The organism is Petralouisia sp. (genome assembly GCF_056822245.1).
Genome location: NZ_JBQIOP010000007.1, coordinates 1 through 17,443 on the forward strand (window position 1 = coordinate 1; position 17,443 = coordinate 17,443).

The 17,443-nt window shown below is 46.2% G+C and carries 14 protein-coding genes; 12 read left to right on the forward strand and 2 right to left on the reverse strand.

Features of this window, described 5'->3' with window-relative positions:
• The first annotated feature begins 195 nt into the window (after positions 1–195).
• Entirely contained in the window at positions 196–3,078 is a 2,883-nt protein-coding gene (locus tag ACTO17_RS04100; RefSeq protein ID WP_482556999.1) for a penicillin-binding transpeptidase domain-containing protein, read from the forward strand.
• Between the two features lie 65 nt (positions 3,079–3,143).
• On the forward strand, positions 3,144–4,166 hold the full coding sequence (locus tag ACTO17_RS04105; RefSeq protein WP_482557000.1) for a penicillin-binding transpeptidase domain-containing protein: 1,023 nt from the start codon (positions 3,144–3,146) through the stop codon (positions 4,164–4,166).
• Positions 4,167–4,419: 253 nt separating this feature from the next.
• On the opposite strand, the gene ACTO17_RS04110 is transcribed toward ACTO17_RS04105, so the two are convergent.
• Both ACTO17_RS04110 and ACTO17_RS04115 read right to left on the reverse strand, forming a co-directional pair.
• Positions 4,420–6,207: a BlaR1 family beta-lactam sensor/signal transducer gene (locus tag ACTO17_RS04110; RefSeq protein ID WP_482557001.1), complete on the reverse strand. Its 1,788-nt coding sequence runs from the start codon at positions 6,205–6,207 to the stop codon at positions 4,420–4,422.
• Position 6,208: 1 nt separating this feature from the next.
• The gene (locus ACTO17_RS04115; RefSeq protein ID WP_172535459.1) at positions 6,209–6,595 is read right to left on the reverse strand and encodes a BlaI/MecI/CopY family transcriptional regulator; all 387 of its coding nucleotides are present in this window, start codon (positions 6,593–6,595) and stop codon (positions 6,209–6,211) included.
• 260 nt (positions 6,596–6,855) lie between these two features.
• On the opposite strand from ACTO17_RS04115, the gene ACTO17_RS04120 reads away from it, so the two are divergent.
• The 10 genes from ACTO17_RS04120 to ACTO17_RS04165 all read left to right on the forward strand — a co-directional run bounded on the left by ACTO17_RS04120 (position 6,856) and on the right by ACTO17_RS04165 (position 17,400).
• Positions 6,856–7,707 carry an RNA polymerase sigma factor gene (locus ACTO17_RS04120; RefSeq protein WP_172535461.1) on the forward strand — a complete coding sequence of 284 codons (852 nt, stop codon included), beginning with the start codon at positions 6,856–6,858 and terminating at the stop codon, positions 7,705–7,707.
• A gap of 16 nt (positions 7,708–7,723) precedes the next feature.
• A complete protein-coding gene (locus ACTO17_RS04125; protein WP_172535458.1) occupies positions 7,724–8,407 on the forward strand; it encodes a DUF2461 domain-containing protein in 684 nt (227 codons plus the stop codon).
• 381 nt (positions 8,408–8,788) lie between these two features.
• Complete coding sequence (locus ACTO17_RS04130; protein ID WP_482557002.1) at positions 8,789–9,271, forward strand: hypothetical protein; 483 nt, start codon at positions 8,789–8,791, stop codon at positions 9,269–9,271.
• A gap of 15 nt (positions 9,272–9,286) precedes the next feature.
• Complete coding sequence (locus ACTO17_RS04135) at positions 9,287–11,467, forward strand: NHLP family bacteriocin export ABC transporter peptidase/permease/ATPase subunit (RefSeq protein ID WP_482557003.1); 2,181 nt, start codon at positions 9,287–9,289, stop codon at positions 11,465–11,467.
• An 18-nt stretch (positions 11,468–11,485) separates the two neighbouring features.
• Entirely contained in the window at positions 11,486–13,687 is a 2,202-nt protein-coding gene (locus ACTO17_RS04140) for an NHLP bacteriocin export ABC transporter permease/ATPase subunit (protein ID WP_482557004.1), read from the forward strand.
• A gap of 143 nt (positions 13,688–13,830) precedes the next feature.
• Positions 13,831–14,037, forward strand: a complete 207-nt coding sequence (locus tag ACTO17_RS04145; RefSeq protein ID WP_482557005.1) for a Nif11 family protein — start codon at positions 13,831–13,833, stop codon at positions 14,035–14,037.
• A gap of 332 nt (positions 14,038–14,369) precedes the next feature.
• A complete protein-coding gene (locus ACTO17_RS04150) occupies positions 14,370–15,767 on the forward strand; it encodes a radical SAM protein (RefSeq protein ID WP_482557006.1) in 1,398 nt (465 codons plus the stop codon).
• Positions 15,764–15,982: a hypothetical protein gene (locus ACTO17_RS04155; protein WP_482557007.1), complete on the forward strand. Its 219-nt coding sequence runs from the start codon at positions 15,764–15,766 to the stop codon at positions 15,980–15,982. The genes ACTO17_RS04150 and ACTO17_RS04155 overlap by 4 nt, the downstream gene beginning before the upstream one ends.
• 67 nt (positions 15,983–16,049) lie before the next feature.
• Entirely contained in the window at positions 16,050–16,670 is a 621-nt protein-coding gene (locus tag ACTO17_RS04160) for a TetR/AcrR family transcriptional regulator (protein ID WP_482557008.1), read from the forward strand.
• Entirely contained in the window at positions 16,636–17,400 is a 765-nt protein-coding gene (locus ACTO17_RS04165; protein WP_172536003.1) for a nucleoside phosphorylase, read from the forward strand. The genes ACTO17_RS04160 and ACTO17_RS04165 overlap by 35 nt, the downstream gene beginning before the upstream one ends.
• The last annotated feature ends 43 nt before the right edge of the window (positions 17,401–17,443 follow it).

Sequence of the window (17,443 nt, forward strand, 5' to 3'; positions counted from 1 at the left end):
AAAGGGGGCTTCTGCAGTTCCGTCCGTATCCAAACATAAAAAATCCTTGACTTTTAAATCTTACTGTTGTAATCTTTATAAAGAATATTACAACAGTAAGATTTATTTTTTTGCATTAAAGTCTTACTACTGTAATATTAAAAATCCGTTCCGGAAAATACATACCCCATACAAAAAACAGAAAGGATAGATCAAATGTTAAAAAACCTCAGCTCCAGGATTTTTCACAGTATTAAGAAAAGTCAGAATACCAGGCTTTTTGCCTTAATTCTCGTATTTGCGGTTCTTTTTTCTTTTCTGCTCCATCGCCTGTGGGAGCTGCAGATTGTAAACGGGCAGAAATATGCCAGAGATTATGAACTGAAAGTCACCAAAACCGTTAGAGACTGCAATACCAGAGGGATGATTTATGATCGCAATGGGGAGGTTCTGGCATATAATGAACTGGTTTATACGGTTACGATGACAGATGAAGGTGTGTATGGTTCCCAGCGGGAGCATCAATTGGCCTTAAACAGCATGATTTACCATGTAATGAAAAAACTGGAGAAAAATCAGGAAGAGCTGACACAGGGATTAAGCATTACCGTGGGTTCCGGCGGCAGTTACGAATATACGGTGACGGGAGTGGAACTGCTGCGGTTTCGGGCGGATGTGTTCGGCAAAGCCAATCCTGAGGAGCTGACGGAGCAACAGCAGAAGATGAGCGCAGAAGAGATGGTTCAGTACCTTTCAGAAAATAAAAAATTTGCGCTGTACGGGGAGGGAACCCACAGTTACTCCCAAAAAGAATTAAAGGCATACGGCTTGCCGAAGACCTATTCCAAAAAGGAAATTTTGACAATCCTTGGAATCCGCTACCTTTTGTCCTTAAATTCCTATAAAAAATATGTGCCCGTAGTGCTTGCCAGGGACGTATCGGAACGGACCGTGGCATATATCTATGAAAATCAGCCCTCCCTGCCTGGGATTTCCATTGGCGAGGAGTGGAATCGGGTGTATGAGGGCGGGGAAGCTTTTTCCCATATTCTTGGATACACTGGGAAAATTTCACCGGAAGAACTGGAAAAATACGGGGATTCGGACGGGAAATATACAGCAGATTCGGTGGTTGGGAAAGCGGGAATGGAACAATACCTGGAAGAACAGCTTCAGGGCCGGGATGGAGAACGCCGGATTATAGTGAATAATGTGGGAAAAATTGTGGGACAGCAGCAGGTGCTCCGGGAAGCTGAAAGCGGCAGAGATGTGTATCTCTCCATTGATAAAGAACTGCAGATTGCAGTATATCAGATCCTGGAACAGAACCTGGCGGGAATTCTGGCGGGAAATCTGATTGATGAGAAGGAATTTGACAAATCCGCAATTTCAGACGCCACAGAAATCCGTATCCCAATTTATGACGTGTACCGGGCATTGATTGAAAATGAAGTGATTTCCCTGGAAAAGCTAAAAGATTCAGATGCATCGGAATTAGAGCGGAACATGGCGGAGCTGTTGGCGGACAAAAAAGAAGAGACAATAAAAATGCTGCAGGCAGAATTGTTGTCAGAAGATACCGCGTGCAGTCAGCGGTCGGAAGAGCTGCAGGAATATCTTTTCTACATTGCAGAGAAAACAGGTATGCTGAATGAAGAAGCCATCGACAAAGAAGATGAGATATATCAGCGGTGGAACAGCAAAAAAGAAATCAGTGTAAAAGAATTTTTCAGCCATGCCATCGAACAGGGGTGGGTGACAGAAGGGTTTGTGACCCGGAAACAGGGGTATTTTACCATAGATGAGAGGTATCGTCTGTTGGCGGAGGCCATCACCGAAAAACTGGAACATGACAGTGAATTTGAAAAAATACTGTTTCGGCGGCTGGTATTTGAGGACAAGATTTCAGAAAGAGATTTGTGCCTGTTGCTGTATGAACAGGAAATATTGTCAGATACAGACAAAGAATACGGACAGCTGATGTCAAATGCCAAAGAGCCTTTTGCATTTATCAAAGAAAAGATAGAGCATCTGGAGCTGACGCCCGGGCAGCTGGCCTTAGACCCCTGCTCTGCGTCGGCGGTTGTGGTACAGCCGGAAACAGGAAAAGTACTGGCGCTGGTTTCTTATCCGGGGTATGACAACAGCCGTCTGGCAAATCAGATGGATTCCGCCTACTATCAGAAGCTTTTGAAGGATAAGTCTCTGCCCTTATATAACCGGGCCACGCAGCAGCTTACGGCTCCTGGTTCTACTTTTAAGCCGGTTACCATTGCGGCCGGACTGCAGGAAGGAGTCATAGGGGCTGATTCTTCCGTATTCTGCGACGGGGTATTTGACAAGGTGGAGCCCAGTTTGAAATGTTGGAAGCATTCCGGACATGGAACTGTGGCGAACGCGCCGGAGGCGCTGCAGTTTTCCTGTAATGATTATATGTGTGAAATCGCCTATCAGATGGGAACAGCAAAGAACCCGGAATATGCGGACAGCCTGGCGCTGAAGCGGCTGCGGGAGTACTCAGAGCTGTTCTGTCTGGATAAAAAGTCCGGAATTGAGATCGCAGAGTCTAAACCTCACGTAACAGACGCTTACGGCATTCCTTCCGCCATCGGACAGGGCACCCATAACTATGCAACTATTCAGCTGGCAAGATATGTAAGCGCCATTGCTTCTAAGGGAAATGTTTTTTCCCTGTCACTGATTGAAGGGGAAACAGATGTTGCAGGGGAATTTGCACCCAAGGAAACCGTCATTGAAGAAAAAATAGAACTGCCGGATTCTGTGTGGCATACGGTTCAGTCCGGAATGCTTAAGTTTGCAGAGAATAACGCAGTCTTAAAGGATATGAAAATTGACGTTGCCGGAAAAACGGGAACTGCCCAGGAAGCGAAAAACAGGCCGGATCATGCCCTGTTTATAGGCTATGCGCCGGCAGAACAGCCGCAAATCACCATGGCAGTGCGGATTGCCAACGGATATGGCTCCTCCAATGCCACAGCCGTGGGAAAAAATATTCTGAATTATTATTTCGGCCTGGAGAGTCAGGACAAAATCATTACCGGCGAGGCGTCTCAGGCGTTGAATACCAGAACGGATTAATGGTAAAATCGCGGCAGGACAGAGGAACTGCCAGTGAATTCACAGAAATGAAACAGGAGGCATTTATGAAAAAACAGAATCATTTTGTAAAATTATTGGGATGTGTAATCATGTTCATACTTATTTTTAGCGGCTGTTCTGAAAATTTCAGTGATGAAAAAAAATCGGCAGAATCAGAAACAGAAGCCTTTGAGGAGGGAAAAGAGGAGGAACAGGAATCCTCAGAGAGTGAAAACAAAGAAAACCAGAAATCTTCCGAGCGTGAAAATGAAAATCAGGAACTTTCAGAAAGTGAAAATGAAAATCAGGAACTTTCAGAGGCGGCAGAAACAGAAGAGGACTGGTCAGAATATTTCGGCGGCCTTCATGGGGCTGCAGTTCTATACGATCCGTTGAACCGGCAGTTTAAGATATATAACCAGGAGCTTGCTGCAGCAAGACGGTCTCCATGCTCTACTTTTAAGATTATTTCATCCCTGACCGCTTTAGAACATGGGCTGCTTGATCCGGACGATTCCCTGCGTCAATGGAGCGGGGAAATGTTCTGGAATGAAAACTGGAATCAGGATAAGGATTTCAGGGGGGCTTTCCGCGATTCCTGCGTCTGGTATTTCAGGGAACTGACAGATGAGATCGGCCAGGAGCGGATGCAGGAAGAATTAGACAGACTTTCCTATGGAAACTGCGATAGCTCCGATTGGGAAGGGCAGCTGAATACCAATAACAATAACCGTGCTTTGACCGGGTTCTGGATCGAATCGTCGCTGGCGATTTCTCCCAAAGAGCAGACAGAGGTCATGGAGCGTATATTTGGAAAAGACTCTGTGTATTCAGAAGAAACAAAGAATGCGCTGAAAGAAGTAATGTTGTTGGAAGAATCACAGGAAACCGGCTTTTCCATATATGGAAAAACCGGAATGGGCAAAGTCCAGGGGATAGTTGCGGACGCCTGGTTTACCGGATTTGCCGAAACCCCTCAGGGGAACGTTTATTTTTGCGTGTATCTGGGCAGGACGGATGGCATGGAGGTATCCAGTGCAGTGGCCAGGGAAATTGCAGTCCGCCTGGTACAATATGAAATAGAATGAACAATCTATATTTCGATACACAGGAACTGCCGGATTGCCCTTTGGCTAAGCAAACCATTCATGGGCGTATTGTGTGGAAGCGAAATCCACTGCTTACGGAGACTTAGGAAGGAAGGCTTTCCTGACTTCCTTAGCCGCAGTTGGCAGTTAGTTCGCCGGAACGCTGCCCGGTTTGCGTGTCAAAGGGCAATCCGGTAGTTCCGTCCGTATCCAAATATAAAAAGTTCGCTGTAGTACTACAGTGTCAGACAAATTACTGCCAGATTTCCAACTCAGAGAGAATGGAAAAAGTCAGTTCTGCGGCGTCAGACCCGGCAGCAGAGGTTTCATGCTGAATGTTTGTGGCGAAGAAATAGGTATTGCCGTTTGCCTCAAGATAGCCGATAAACCATCCAAGGGTATTGCGGCCCTGTTCTCCTCTGGTTCCGGTTTTTCCGTAGACGTCCCCGCCGTCTGCGGCATACAGGTGAATGGATTCTTTTACGGCATTGACATTTTCCGGTGAGAAGCCAAATTGGTTTTTCTGAAATTTTTGCAGCAGCTCCACCTGTTCAATGGGAGAGATGCTTAAAGTGGAATCTGTCCAGTAAGTGGATATATCTCCGGTAACAGTCTGGCTGCCATAGCCTATTTTCTGAATAAAATCCCGGATTAACGGTTTGCCTGCCTGCCGGTCGATGGACTGGAAGTACCAGGTTACGGAATGCTCCATGGCAGAGTCCAGCGTCTGGTCACCATTCCAGGAGTCAAATGGGTAAGGCTTGCCGTCCCAGGCGATTCGGGAGTGCTCCGGGGAAATAATGCCGGCTTCCAAGCCCAGCAGCGCACTGTAGATTTTGTAGGTGGAAACAGGCGTAAGGCGTGTCTGAGCCTGCTCTTTATTGTAAATCTGCCATGCGTCATTTGCAGAATCATACAGAACGAAACTGCCGTCATATTCGCCGAAAGAAGCAGTTAAGTCAAGGTATGTAACGTTCTTTCCCTGTTCAGAAAAGAGGCAGCGGCTCTGATTTCCTGCCTGCAGAGACAGAAGCGGGAGAAAAGCAGCGCACAGAAGGGTCAGCAGCCCGCAGATAAGAAATCCCCGGAAAATTTTTCGGCGGGAGGCTTTCTGAAAAGTTGCAATGTGAAGCACCCGTTTTTTCATCTGCGCCATGCTTCCGCCCATACCGGAAACAAAAGGGAAGGGGGAACATGATATTTTTTCGGCAAAATTAATCAATGTGGTTCCGTAGTCGGCATAATCCTCTTTTCTCAGCATCCTTAAAACGGAAGCGTCGCAGGCCAGTTCCCCGTCGTTTTTCATTTCTTTCAGGGCATACCGCACAAAAGGGTTAAACCAATAGAATACGCAGGCGAGATTCATCAGAAGGTTTGCAAGGGCGTCTCTGTGCCGGTAATGGGAAAGCTCGTGAAGCAGCATATACCGCAGGTCTTTACGGCTGCAGCCGGAAATCAGAAAAATCGGCAGGTAAATGCGGGGACGGAAAAGTCCTGCAATCACCGGGGATTTCAAAAATGCCGTACTGTAAATGGGAATCTTTCTTGTGATGTTCATTTCTTCCAGGCAGCAATGATACAGGCTGCGCAGTTTGGGGTTCTGCAGTGGAAGGGCGGATTTTTTCAGGGCCCGGAAACGAAGGGCGGATGTTAAAAGAAACAGGCCCATGGCGAACATCCCTGCAATCCATAAAATCCACAGCAGGAGCCCCACGGCGGAGGGAGTGTTTCTGCTGACGGTGATACTGAAATCATTCATCCAGTCTGTCTGGGCTGTCTGAGGAATCGGGGCGGTGTTTTCTGCGGAAGCTGTGTCGGGGGAGGCGGAAGTCTGGCTGAACCAGGAAAAAACCTGCAGATTTCCCAATTGCCCGGCAGGCAGGAAGGGGACTGTCAGCAGGATAAGCAGAAGAAACCCAAGATTATACTGCATACGGCTGGTAAGGCTTTTGCGCAGCAGGAATTTGGCTGTCAGAAGCGCTCCGGCGATGATACTGATAAAAATATTGCAGATAAGAAAACGGATGATGAAAGCTTCCATGTCAGTTTCCCCCTTTTGGAGAATTTTTGTCCAGAAGAGAGCGCAGCGCGCTTAGTTCTGTTTCTGAGAGCCTGTCATGCTCAAGATAGGCCGAGAGCATGGCGGAAATGTTGCCGTTGTAGAACCGTTTCAGGAAAGAGCTGCTTTCCTGGCCAATGTACTCGTCCTCACTGACCAGAGGAGTATAGACAAACATTCTGCTGTGCTTTTCATAGGTCAGGGCGCCTTTCGTCACCAAACGCTTGATGAGCGTCTGGATGGTTTTCGGGCTCCAGGATGTGGTTCTCACCAGTCGGTCTGTGATCTCATTGGTGCTGATGGGAGATTCTTTCCAGACAATTTTCATAACTTCAAATTCAGCTTCGGAAATCTGAGGCAGTTTTTTCAAGATAAATCCCTCCTAATCTTACGGATGTAATAAAAATATTATAAAGCAGCAAAAAAATTATGTCAATGGATTTTTACATGCGCCGGGGCAGCCGGACGGAAGGGTTGCTTTTTTCTGCTTTGCCGTATATGATTATTGCGGCGGGAACATATTACTCCGGCGGTTAAATATCGCAGTACTTTGCAGATTATATAAATTTTTTTGAAAATTTTTGTCACACAGCCAAAGAAAACGTGTCTAATCAGGTAGGAGGTAAAATGATGAAGAACAAAAACAAGGAAGAATTACAGGATTTAGTAAAGAAAGCCACCGCAGGGGATAAAAAAGCCCTTGAAGCTCTGGTGACGGAGGTTCAGGACATGGTATTTAATTTATCCCTGCGGATGCTCGGCACATTCTCAGACGCGGAGGACGCCGCACAGGATATTCTGCTGAAAATGATAACGCATCTGTCGTCGTTCCGGGGAGACAGCGCCTTTACAACCTGGGTGTTCCGCATAGCCGTGAATCACCTGAAAAGTTACAAAAAGCACATGTTTGCCCGTTTTGCGCCCAGCTTTGAATATTACGGAGACGATATAGAAAACGGAAATATCCAGGATGTGCCGGATTTGACCCAGAATGTGGAGAAGGAGCTTCTGGCGGAGGAACTGAAAATGTCCTGCACCAATGTTATGCTCCAGTGTCTTGATGCGGAAAGCAGATGTATCTTTATCTTGGGCACGATGTTTCAGATTGACAGCCGCATGGCAGGAGAGATACTGGAAATGACTCCGGAAGCCTACCGTCAGCGGCTTTCCCGCATACGCAGAAAAATGGCGGATTTTCTTGGAAAATATTGCGGAGAATACGGCCGTGGAAGCTGTAAATGCAGGGACAGGATCAATTATGCCATACAAAATCATCGGATTAACCCGATGCAGTTAGACTATGTGACAGCCACGGAAATTCCCGTTCAGACCATGAGGGATGTGAAAAACGCCATGGAAGAAATTGATGATTTATCACAGGATTTTTCCTTCTGTAAGCCTTATCAGTCTCCCCAGCGCACCAGGCATCTGATACAGGAATTTTTAGATTCCACGCAGCTTTCCGTTATCCGGAACTCATAAAGGAGAGGACAGAAGAATGAATACACAGGCAATTATAGATTATTTATCGGAATTAAGCATGAATAACAACCGTGAATTTTATCATGCCAACAAAGACAGATTTAAAATGGCAAATGCAGAATTTGAAGCATTCCTGCAGGCGCTGATACAGGAAATCGGAACGTTTGACAGCAGTATCCTGCATAACAATCCTAAAGATCTTACCTTTAAGATTGTCAGGGATACCCGTTTCAGCCATGATAAATCCCCTTATAATCCCGCCTTCCGCGCTCATATTTCCTCTAAGGGCAAATTGCCGGTTCCTGTGGGTTATTATCTTATGATAAAGCCCGGCAATCAGTCTTTTTTAGGCGGCGGCTTATTTGCGGATATGTTCAAGGACGCCACAAAGATGGTGCGGGATTACATCACGGACCATGGCCGGGAATGGGAAAAAATCATACATGAGCCGGAGTTTAAAAAACATTTCACGGTGCAGGGTACTGCATTGAAAAATGTTCCGGCAGGATATGAGAAAGAACATCCCCAGGCGGAGTACCTGAAATTTAAAAGCTGGTATCTGGAATATCCGCTGCAGGATGAGGAATTAAAGGACGCCGAAGCATTGCTTGCAAAGGCGGCAGAAATATTCCGGATCATGAAACCCTTTAACGATTATTTGAATCAGGCGCTTACGGGATTTCAGATGCCGAAGCGTTAAGTGATACACATCTTTTAGTCTGTTTCTGCTGATATGGTTTTGTGGGGCTGTCCCATTGAGATATTCTGGGCCGGATATAGGATGTCAGGAGGCAAAATGTATCTGTCTTTGCCGGAGTAATATTTAATGGGACAACCCCTTTTTATGATTGAAGGCCGTCAGGAGTTCGGCGTATTTCATGAATTCCTGGCTTCCGGCAACGCCGCATGAATCTCTTCGTATCCAGATATAAAACGTTTGCTGTAGCGCTAGTAACTGCAAATTTATAACGTTTCCATGAAATTTTGGCAGATTAATGCTATTTTTGGCAGTTAATCTGCTTTTTTTGAAGTTTGATTTAAATTGTTTAATAATTGTATTAAAATATAGCTGGAGGTTCACATGAAGTATAATAATAAACAAATTTTTCGTAAATCAAGTATTGACCGCGTTTCTTCTCACGAGCAGCTAAATGATTATATCCGCGTATCCAATCCGAGCGTATGGGTGATGCTGGCGGCAGTGATTGTTTTGGTGGCGGGAGTATGCGTCTGGGGAGTGTTCGGGCGTCTCGAAAGCAAGATCCTCTCCGCGGGGACATGCGAAAACGGCATTTTTATCTGCTATGTTACGGAGAAAGACGCCGCTAAGATTAAAACGGGAATGCTGGTAAGGGTAAGCGGGAATGATTTCGCTGTTTCTGAAATTGCCGAAAGGCCGATTGCCGTAAACGCGGATATGGATCCCTATTTGATGCATCTCGGAGGTTTTTCCGAGGGTGAGTGGAGGTATGAGATATTTGCAGATGTGGATATTCCAGACGGTACATACAAGACTGAAATCGTTACAGAAAGCGTATCGCCGATGTCGTTTATACTGAATTGAGAGGTGAGTCTGAAGATGGGTACGAAAAAGATAAAGCAGCCTGTCAGAACCGGCAAGGTGAAAGTTCCTGTGGTAATGCAGATGGAAACACTGGAATGCGGCGCAGCTTCTCTTACGATGATCCTTGCATATTATGGGAAATGGATACCCCTTGAGCAGGTACGCGCCGACTGCGGCGTATCGCGCGACGGTTCCAACGCAAAAAATATCCTAAAAGCAGCACGCAGCTATGGGCTGGCAGCAAAGGGCTATCGCTATGAGCCGGAGGGTTTAAAAGAGAATGGAAAATTTCCCTGTATCATTCATTGGAATTTCAATCATTTTGTAGTGTTGGACGGCTTCAAGGGCAGCAAGGCATACCTGAACGACCCTGCAAAAGGGAGTTATTCCGTGGCCATGGAACTATTTGACAAGTCTTTTACGGGGATTTGCCTGATGTTCGAGCCTGCGGAGAGTTTCGAGCCGGGCGGAGCCCCCAAAAGCATACTGAAATTTGCGAAAAAACGGCTGAAAGAGGCTAAAACAGCAATGGTGTTTGTGGCGCTGACAACGCTGATTACCGCTCTGTTGGGGATTATCACCCCGGCATTCTCACGGGTTTTCCTGGATAGGCTGCTTACCGGTGAAAACCCGGAATGGTTTTTGCCGTTTATTTTCGCGCTTGGAGGAATAAGCGTGATACAGCTTATTGTGGAATGGATCAAAGCTGTGTATTCGCTGAAGATAAACGGTCAGCTTTCGGCGGTGGGAAGCACCGATTATATGTGGAAGGTTCTTCGGATGCCGATGGAATTTTTCTCCCAGCGTATGGCGGGGGATATTCAGCAGAGGCAGAGAATGAATGCTTCGGTTGCCCAGTCATTGGCAGAGACTTTTGCGCCGTTGGCGTTAAACACGGTTATGCTGGTGTTTTATTTTGCTGTGATGCTTCGCTACAACCCGATTCTGACGTTGGTGGGGGTGGCCTCCATCGTAATCAATTTTGTGGTCTCGAGGATTATATCCAATAAGCGCATGAACATTACCCGGGTACAGATGCGTGATGCGGGAAAACTCGCAGGAGCTACCGTGGCGGGGATTGAAATGGTGGAAACCATCAAGGCCAGCGGCGCAGAGAATGGATTTTTTGAAAAGTGGGCGGGCTATCAGGCCAGCGTGAATACCCAGCAGGTGCGTTTTGAACGTCTTAATCAGTATCTTGGCATGATCCCTGAGCTTGTGTCGTCACTGGCCAATATCGCCGTACTGATACTCGGAGTTTATTTTACAATAGATGGGAAATTTACAGTGGGCATGATCATGGCGTTTCAGGGCTTTTTAGGTTCTTTTACCGAACCCGCGCAGACGTTGATTTCGGCGGGACAGACGTTCCAGGAAATGCGCGCGCAGATGGAGCGTGTGGAGGATGTGATGGAATACCCAACGGATGTGAATTGCAGCAGAGATGGGATTTCAGAGGATGCAAAGTACAGCAAATTATCGGGCAGCGTTGAACTTAAAAACGTCACGTTTGGTTATTCGCGTCTTGCCAAGCCTTTGATCAGGAACTTTAATTTGACCCTTAAAACCGGAAGCCGCGTGGCCTTTGTGGGCACATCAGGCTGCGGAAAATCCACGATGTCAAAGCTGATTTCGGGTCTTTACAAACCCTGGGAAGGCGAAATCTTATTTGACGGAAAGCCCATAGAAAAAATCGACAGAAGTGTTTTTACCGGATCGTTGGCGGTGGTGGATCAGGATATTATTTTGTTTGAAGATACAATCGCAAACAATATCAAAATGTGGGATGATTCGATAGAGGATTTTGAGGTAATCATGGCGGCCCGGGATGCGCAGCTCCATGAGGATATTATGCGGCGTGACGGCGGCTACAGTTACAAAATCACCGAGGGCGGCAAGGATTTTTCGGGCGGCCAGCGGCAGCGAATGGAGATTGCCCGTGTGTTAGCCCAGGATCCGACCATCATCATTCTTGACGAGGCCACCTCTGCGCTGGATGCAAAAACGGAATTTGAGGTTGTAAGCTCCATAAAAGACCGTGGGATTACCTGTATTGTTGTGGCCCATAGATTATCGACCATACGCGACTGCGATGAAATCATCGTGCTTGATAACGGGGAAGCTGTAGAGCGCGGAACACATGATGAGCTGTACGAAAGAGGCGGCGTTTACACACAGCTTGTAACAAACGAATAAAGGGGGTGGAAAAGGAGAATGGGATGGTTTGACGAACAGATAAAGCAGCGGAAACAAAACGATCAGGACGTTTTTACAGATGCCTTTATCAACATTGCCGGCGCAGTGGTGGGCAGTCATGTTTCAGCCGCGCTGAATGACGAGCGGCAGCAGACGAAAAACGCTTTTGACGAGATATTAAGATTTTATCATATAAATACGAAAGATATTCCCGACAATATCACGGACAGAAATGAACAGCTTGAATACCTGCTTCGCCCCCATGGAATCATGCGCCGCAGGGTAATGCTCTCGAAAGGCTGGTACAAAGATGCAATCGGAGTAATGTTGGGAATTCGTAAAAGCGATGGGATGGTTGTGGCGCTTATCCCCACGGGATTTTCAGGTTATCGTTACAGGGATATGGAAACAGGAAAACTTGTGAAAATAAACGGCAAAAACCAGGAGCTTTTCGAGGAAGAAGCGATAGCTTTTTACAAGCCGCTGCCGCTGAAAGCGCTTGGAATTTCGGATTTGATGCGGTATATTCTGGGAACGCTTTCCCCCGCTGATTTTGTGATGACAGGCGCGTCAGCGCTGGCGGTGGCGTTGATTGGAATGTTATCGCCGAAGCTTAATAACCTGCTGTTTTCACGTGTTATTGAGGACGGCAGCACACAGGTTTTGCTTGCGATTACGGTGTTTATGGTTTGCGTGACGCTCAGTTCCCTGCTGATAAACGGCGTGAAGTCGCTGATTATAGCGCGGATAAATACCAAAATGGGTATTTCGGTTCAGGCTGCAATCATGTCCCGCTTAATGTCGCTGCCCGCAGGGTTTTTCAAGAATTATAGTTCGGGAGAATTATCGGCGCGGGCGCAGTGCATCAATTCGCTGTGCCAGATGCTGGCGTCTGCAGTGCTGACGACAGGGCTTACGACTGTATTTTCACTTGTATATATATCGCAGATCTTTGTGTACGCGCCCGCGTTGGTGATACCGTCGCTTTTCATAATGCTTGCTACCGTGGCGTTTACAGTGATATCGGCATTGGTACAGATGAAGGTCAGCAAAAAAAAGATGGAGCTGTCCTCAAAAGAGAGCGGAATGTCCTATGCACTGATATCGGGCGTGCAGAAGATTAAGCTTTCGGGAGCGGAAATGCGTGCGTTCGCACGGTGGGGGAACCTTTATGCCGAAGAAGCGCGGCTTGCCTACAACCCTCCGATGTTCCTGAAGATAAACAGTGTTATTTCAAGCGCCATCTCGCTTGCAGGAACGATTATGATGTATTGGATTGCAGTATCGTCAGGAGTGTCCGTAGCGGACTACTATGCATTCAATACCGCTTACGGAATGGTTTCGGGGGCGTTTCTCTCGCTTGCGGGAATTGCGTTGACTGTAGCGCAGATTAAGCCAATTATGGATATGGTAGAGCCGATTTTGAAGGCAGTTCCCGAAATTTCCGAGGGAAAGCAGATGATTACGCGGCTTTCGGGCAGCATTGAGCTGAATAACGTTTCCTTTCGTTACAACGAAAATATGCCCCTTGTGATTGACGATCTGTCGCTGAAAATCCGCCCGGGGCAGTATGTGGCAATCGTGGGCGCAACCGGGTGCGGGAAATCCACGCTTTTGCGGCTTATGCTGGGCTTTGAGTCGCCGCAGAAGGGCGCCGTTTACGTTGATGGTAAGGATATTGCGGCGGTGGACTTAAAGTCTTTCAGGAGAAATATCGGCGTGGTAATGCAAAATGGCAAGTTGTTTACGGGAGATATTTTCTCGAATATTATCATATCTGCACCGTGGCTTACTATGGATGATGCCTGGCATGCCGCCGAATTGTCAGGCATTGCAGAGGATATTCGCCGTATGCCGATGGGGATGCACACAATGATTTCCGAGGGCAGCGGCGGAATTTCGGGCGGGCAGCGGCAGCGGCTGATGATTGCCCGTGCCATTGCGCCGAAACCGAAAGTACTGATGTTTGACGAGGCGACTTCAGCTCTTGATAATCTCACGCAGAAAACGGTTTCGGAATCGCTGGACAGTCTGAAATGCACGAGGATTGTTATCGCGCACAGGCTCTCTACCATCAAACAGTGCGACAGGATTCTGGTGCTTGATAAAGGAAAGATTATCGAAGACGGGACATATGAAAAGTTGATACAAAGGGGAGGTTTTTTCGCAGAACTAGTGGACAGACAAAGGGTTGACGATACCGCAGAATTGAGGGCCTGAAAATTTTTTGGAAATTTATTGGCTCTCGGCGGTTTTGATTCGTATAAAAGAACAAAGGCGCGAATCACGTCTATGATTATCAGTTTTTATACTGTAATCTGTAACAAAATGTAAAGGTAACTTAATATTAGGAGGAAAGCGCTATGGAAAAAAAAGACCTTATTGCAAAGGCAACACAGACAGAATTTGACGAAGAATTTATTGCAAAGGCAAAACAGGCAAACTCTGTCGAAGAGCTTATGGCTCTCGCAAAGGAAAATGGTTATCCGGTGAATGAGAAGGAGGCAGAGTTTTCAAATAAAAGTTTCACAAGATGGGCGAGTTATCGGATGATGAGCTTGACAATGTAGCAGGAGGCGGATGCAATCGTTGTAAATTCTGCGGAGGTGACCTTGACGCCGTCAAAGTAAAGCGTTATCCTCCAGATTTGATTTGCCCACACTGCGGCCAGTGGGGGAATTTCTAGTACATCGAAAATTAAATAACTGCTATATTCACGCAGGATATGCTTTCGAGAGTGCAGGACAAAAAACGCAGGCGTAGCGGGCTACGTTGAGGCTTTTTGTCCTGTGCTATCGGAAGTATAGACAAGTGAAAATGGCAGTTATTAATTATTCGATGTACTAGGTAATATCCGTATTTTGCGGCAGTTTCCGCAAATAATGATAAGGAGTGAATTGAGATGAGCCGGTACATATTAAATCCAGACATCGCCCTGCGCTCATGGCGGCTGGTGCCGTATGCGTATTACAGAAAGGGCGTCCGTTACGCGAAAGGATTGAAAAAGGAAGAGTTTGAATTCCTCTTGAAGTGCGACGGTAAAACGGAGCTTGAGGGAGAACTGCCGCTTGCGGAAAAATTTTTGGATATGGGATTTATTGCTCCTGCAAAGGATGAGAGTAACCTGTCTGAATGGCAAAAACACCTCGACTGTGACAACCGCTATTTTCCTGCAATGAGCTGGATGATAACAGGGAAATGCAATTATAACTGCCTGCACTGCTTCAACGCTGCCGATAACGCTCCCATAATGAGTGAGTGGACGCTTGAGGAAGCAAATAGGCTGATTGCGCAGGCGCAAAAGTGTGGAATCAATGCTTTTACAATTACAGGCGGCGAGCCTATGCTCCATAAGAATTTTTTTGAGATTGTGGAGAGTATTTATGCACACGGAATGTACCTTGAGGATCTGAACACGAACGGTTCTTTTCTTGACCAGACAGCATTGGAGCAATTTAGGAAAATCGGCTGTAATCCGCTGATTAAAATATCCTTTGATGGAATCGGGCATCACGACTGGCTCAGAAACCGCAAGGGGGCGGAGACGGACGCGCTTCGGGCAATTCGCCTGTGCGTGGAGAAGGGGTTTCGTGTAAAAGTGCAGACGAACGTTCATCGGCTCAATATCGAATCCATGTTGCCTACAGCGGAAATGTTAGACGAAATGGGTGTGGACGAAATGAGGGTGATCCGCACTTCAGAATCGCCGCGCTGGAAGGAAAATGCAGATGGTTCCTGCTTAGAGGTTGAGGAATATTACGAAAGAATGTTGGAATTTGCCGACAGATATTGCAAAAAGAGTCACAATATGACAATAGATATCTGGCAGTTTCTTACGGTGTTTCCACGAACAGAATCTTACCGCCTGCGCCCCGTTGAATACATTGCAGGAGAGTACCGGGACAGTATGCCCGTATGCCGTGGAAACAGGGGGATGGCTGCGGTTGCAGCAGACGGAAATGTCTACCCTTGTATGCAGATGTCAGGGTATTTTAGCGCGAAGAACAATTTCCTGGGCAATGTTAAAAAAGAGGGATTGCAGACAATTCTGCAAAAAGGAAGATATCTGAGCGAGGTCTGCACTACACTGGGGCAATTGTCAGAGAACAATGAAACCTGCGCGGTGTGTTCTTATTTCAAACACTGCGGGGGTGGCTGCCGCGCGCTGGCACTGGCGATTACAGGTGATAAATTTGGCATTGATCCTGCAAAGTGTCTATTTTTCCAAAAAGGTTGGCACAGGAAAATCGAGGAAACGCTGCGGGGTTGGAAAAATGTGGCGCCTATGGAGGGCGAATGATGGAGGAGAAATTACGGCGAGGCGCTGTCAGATGGAGAACTGGAACAGGTGAATGCCATCAGAAAAATAATATATCAGAAATAGCAAACATAGAGCTGCCGTTCATTGGCAGCTCTATGTTTGTACACATTGCTTCTGTAATATTCAATGTATGGAAAGTGGATCAGCAGACAGGTAAAATGATAAGGTATACAGCCGTTGGGTTTAACTTTTGATATTGACTTTCCGACATATGTGTCGTATAATACTTTCAGACACATATGTCGGAAAGTTGGGTTGCACATGAATAAGAGAGGACGGGAAACAAGGAAACATATTAAAAAATGCGCATGTTCATTATTTGCCGAAAAAGGCTTTAAACAGGTGACAATGAAGGATATTTGTGAAGCTGCACAATTAAGCCGCGGCGGTTTGTATGGCCATTATGAAAGCACGTGTCAAATTTTTCAGGAGATTATTGATGATATGACAGGGCAGCAGGAAAATGAAGTTGATTTAAAAATAAAACAGAATCAATCGGCTGTAACAATACTGAATGATATTTTATATAAATATGAGAAGGAAATGGTTGACAGCCAATCTTCATTAAGCGTGGCAATCTATGAGTATTTCAGCATTCATGATATTGCGCGCCAAAAGAACACATTATATGAACAATATTTAATCACTGCCAATACATGGAAAAAGCTGATGGAGTATGGAATTGCCAGGCAGGAGTTTCATGAGGTGGATATTGACGCTGTCTTTGATTTGATTGTATTTTCCTATCAGGGGGTGAGAATGTACAGTAAGCTGATGCCCATTAATGAAGAAATTCCTTTCAGAATCGCGAGACAAATCAGAAAAATTTTAGTAAGGAGTGATTGCAATGACAACCATATTTCATCGTTTTTACGAGAATAAAAATGCATTTATTAATCCCTGTGACGTTACAGAACCGCTTCCCGGTTTTCCGGAAGTATGCATCACAACATTTTCAGAAATCGCCATCAAAGACTTTGTGGAGAAACATACAGCCAACGTGATTGCGCATTTATATTCTGCAAATGGAAACATACCGATCTATGAAATAGAATATGCGGATAAAAAAATGGGACTGTTCCTTTCAAGAGTGGGAGCGCCCGCCTGCGCTGCCGGTTTAGAGGAGGTCATAGCTTTAGGAGCAAAGAAAGTGGTACAGTTTGGATGCTGCGGCATATTAAATCAGGCCGATGCAGATGGCAAAATAATTATTCCCTCCTCAGCTGTCAGAGATGAGGGAACAAGCTACCATTACATTCCGGGAAGCGAGGAAATCAGCGCGGACAGCTCCTCCAATGACATAGCGGTGCAGTATTTGAAAAAGCAGAAGATCCCATATGTAGTGGGGAAAATCTGGACAACCGACGCCCTTTACAGAGAAACCAAAGAGGCCGTGGAGGAACGTAAAAAGCAGGGCTGCATCGCCGTTGAAATGGAATGCTCCGCATGTCTGGCGGTTGCAAAATTCAGGAATATTTCCCTGCTGCAGTTTTTCTATGGGGCGGACAACTTAGATTCCGAGAAGTGGGAAATACGAGATTTGGCAGATTTTGGTTTAAGTCTGAATGATAAGTATATGACAATAGCTCTAGAATGCGGAAGCGCTTTTTAAAGAAAGGATAGAAAATTTTAATGGGCTGCCGCATAAGAAATCT